This is a genomic window from Pedobacter sp. 10L46_2, from assembly GCF_056395165.1.
In genome coordinates, this window is sequence record NZ_JBFTIZ010000247.1 from 1 (window position 1) to 3475 (window position 3475).

The following is a 3475-nucleotide window of genomic DNA, read 5'->3' on the forward strand; positions in this document are numbered from 1 at the left end:
GTACAGTAAGCACCGGCCACAGTTCGGTAGACGATGTAAGCGTTAACAGAACACCAATAATATTACCTACCAACGCGCCAACATAAGGGATTAAATTCAGGATGGCAAAGATCACCCCGATAAGCAATGCATGCTTAATTCCCACAAAAAACAGAATGCCACCCAATAAGATCGTCATATAGCTGACCTGGATTAACAGGCCCACCAGGTAACTTTTGATGATTACTTCTGTCTCAAAAATAGCCTCTTTTACCTTTGGATGGTGTTCTGGCTTAAACCACATAAATATAAAACGAAGTAAAATATCTTTGTAGAACAGCATCAAGTAAATATAAATAGGTAACAGGCCAACAAAAACGAATACAGAGCTTAAAGTAACTGCAGCCCCGCTTGCCGCCTTACCGGCCATCCCCAAAAGATCGTCACTTTTTTCGGTAATAAACTTAAGCTGCTCTGTTGTAGAGATATGACTAATGTTACTTATCCAATTACTTAAAGACTTCAGGTGTATGTTTACATTGTTCTTGATCTGCGGAAAATCATCTACTAGAATACCTATCTGGGAAGAGAAAAACCATACAATAAGACCGATCAGGATCACCAGCAATAAAATAGGGAGAATAATGGCAACCGCTTCAGGAAGTTTTCTTCTAATAAGAAAACGATAAATTGGCAGCACGACAATGCTGATGAAAAAAGCCATAATTACCGGCATAATAATGTTGTTGCCGACTACTAAGATCGCTACTAATAAAACCAGACCCAATAATTCGATTGATCGTTTTACGGTAAGAGGCATGTCTGTCATAGGTAAAGTATTTAGATTTTTCAATGAGTAACACTGAAAGGTATGAAATGTTTGGCTAGTTTTGCAAATCTATACATACACAGAACAAATGATCACAAACGAAACCATAGTTGCTTTATCTACACCGCCAGGAGTGGGCGCAATAGGTGTTATACGTCTTTCAGGCAAAGATTCAATAGCTATTACAAACTCGGTTTTTAGTGGTAAAAATTTGCTGGATCAGGAATCTCACACCATACACTTTGGTTTAATTAAAGATGGAAATGCAGTTATAGATGAGGTTCTAGTGAGTTTATTTGTTGCTCCAAAATCATATACAAAGGAAAACGTTGTCGAAATATCTTGTCATGGTTCTAATTATATCATTCAGCAGATTATCACGCTTTTGATAAAGAAAGGTGCCAGTGCGGCAAAACCTGGTGAATTTACTTTAAGGGCATTTTTAAATGGAGGACTGGATTTATCTCAGGCTGAAGCTGTCGCTGATTTAATTTCTTCAGATTCAGCTGCTGCTCATCAGGTAGCTATGAATCAACTAAGAGGTGGTTTTAGTACTGAACTTAATGTATTGCGCGAACAATTGATTCACTTTGCTTCTATGATTGAACTTGAGCTTGATTTTGCTGAGGAAGACGTTGAGTTTGCTAATAGAGATCAATTGCAGGAACTGATTGCCAAAATTACTATTGTATTAAATAAACTAATCCGCTCTTTTGAGCTTGGGAATGTTATAAAGCAGGGAATTAACACAGTAATAGCGGGCAGGCCAAATGCAGGTAAATCGACCCTACTAAATGCACTTTTAAATGAAGACAGAGCAATTGTTAGTGAGATAGCCGGAACAACTCGTGACACTATTGAGGAGCTTTTAAATATCAACGGCATCAACTTTAGATTGATCGATACTGCTGGTATCCGTGAAGCCACTGATACTATTGAGGCTATTGGGGTTGAAAAAACCATGCAAAAGATTAGTCAGTCGGCATTGTTAGTGTATTTGTTTGATGTGGTTAATACCTCGGCCACCGAAATTCATGATGATATTGCCCGCTTACATAAACCTGGCATACCTTTTTTAGCTGTCGCTAATAAAATGGATCTTTCTTATAGCGACCGGTTAAAGGAGCTTAATCTTCCTTCAGATATCCAGTTTATTGCCATCTCGGCTAAAGAGAATCAACAGATTGAGGAACTGAAACAATTGCTTTACGACACTGCAGTAGGAGATAAGCTCTCAGATAACCATACCATGGTCACCAATATCAGGCACGTAGAGGCATTACAAAAAACTCAGGCAGCGTTAAATAGTGTAGCTAATGGTTTGGATAATCCAGTTACTTCTGACTTTTTAGCAATGGATATTAAACAAGCATTACATTATTTAGGAGAGATAACCGGTCAGGTTACTACCGATGATTTGCTTGAGAACATATTCAGTAAGTTTTGCATTGGAAAATAATCGATGATAATTACTGCATAATTACGCTAAGTAATGACAAGTATATGGCTTATTGTTTATAAGTTATGTGACTAAACATTGCAAAAAACATTACCGGCATAATTAAAGAGGATTGTCAAAGTCCAAAGCATTTCAAAAGCGATTGGGAGTAACAGTTGAACACAAGTCAGATTAAATATTGAAGTTATTGAAAATGGGGTTATTTGAATCTGAAATCACGGCCTATTATCGAGCTTTCAGATCTCTCTGAAAACTTTAGGAAGTGTCAGTTTTGCAATAGTTCCCATCCCTTCATTACTTTGTTTATTGCGAAGTTCGAACTGGGCTGGGTGTTCATGGTTCATGACATTAAAGATTTCAATCCGTTCTTTTATGGAGGCGATACCGATGGATTGGCCTTTGATAGCTGAGAAAGTTTTGATTTTTTTGGCTTCAACCATGCCGATCCCATTGTCTGAAACAGTAAAAAGCAGGGTATTTTCGGTTTGTTCCAGGCTTACTGTGATGGCATTATTTTCGGCTGTTGAATTCCGCATACCATGATGTATGGCATTTTCAATTAGTGGCTGTACCAGCATGGGAGGTAGGAGTAACCTGGAAAGATCAATAGAAGACTCTGTATAAAATGAACAGCTAAATTGCTTGTTGAAACGCATCACTTCCAGTTCGGCATACAACCGGAGTGCTTTCCATTCCCTGTCGGCCGAAACCATGCTCTGGGTAGAGTTCTCTAAGATCAGCCTGCTCAGTGCGGCAAACTTTTGTACCAGGCTGCCGGCAGTTTTTGAATCGTTTTCAACGATATAGGATTCAATTGAATTCAGTACATTAAATATGAAATGTGGGTTCATCTGCGCCCTGATTGCTTTTAATTCACTTTCTGATAGTTTATTCTGATTGATCAGTTCTTTGTTCTGCTGTTCTGCCTTTTTTCGCTGCATTTCATTTTTTAAGCGCAGGTGCCTGATCCGGGAACGGTTCAGCAAATAGAGTAAAACTGAACTGATCAGTAGGATGGCCAATGCGCCAGAGAGGTAAGCTGTCTCATTTGCAGTTTTGAGAGTTGCTGCTGTTGTTTGTAGGTTTCTTCTTTTTTCCGAAAAGCATATTGTGCCTCCAGTGATGCAATTTTGTTTTTGCTTTCCTGTGAGTACAGCGAATCGGTAATCTGTCTGGATCTTTTGTAGTTCTGAAGTGCGTCCTGATAT

At 38.7% G+C, this 3475-nt stretch carries 4 protein-coding genes; 1 reads left to right on the forward strand and 3 read right to left on the reverse strand.

Features of this window, described 5'->3' with window-relative positions:
- A partial coding sequence (locus tag AC1DDX_RS20850; RefSeq protein WP_477622523.1) for an AI-2E family transporter occupies nucleotides 1-808 on the reverse strand: 808 nt, incomplete at its 3' end.
- A gap of 88 nt (nucleotides 809-896) precedes the next feature.
- On the opposite strand from AC1DDX_RS20850, the gene mnmE reads away from it, so the two are divergent.
- Entirely contained in the window at nucleotides 897-2267 is a 1371-nt protein-coding gene (gene mnmE / locus AC1DDX_RS20855) for a tRNA uridine-5-carboxymethylaminomethyl(34) synthesis GTPase MnmE (protein WP_337716130.1), read from the forward strand.
- 236 nt (nucleotides 2268-2503) lie between these two features.
- On the opposite strand, the gene AC1DDX_RS20860 is transcribed toward mnmE, so the two are convergent.
- Together AC1DDX_RS20860 and AC1DDX_RS20865 are read right to left on the reverse strand one after the other, a co-directional pair.
- The gene (locus tag AC1DDX_RS20860) at nucleotides 2504-3208 is read right to left on the reverse strand and encodes a sensor histidine kinase (RefSeq protein WP_337716132.1); all 705 of its coding nucleotides are present in this window, start codon (nucleotides 3206-3208) and stop codon (nucleotides 2504-2506) included.
- A gap of 65 nt (nucleotides 3209-3273) precedes the next feature.
- A partial coding sequence (locus tag AC1DDX_RS20865) for a hypothetical protein (protein ID WP_477622524.1) occupies nucleotides 3274-3475 on the reverse strand: 202 nt, incomplete at its 5' end.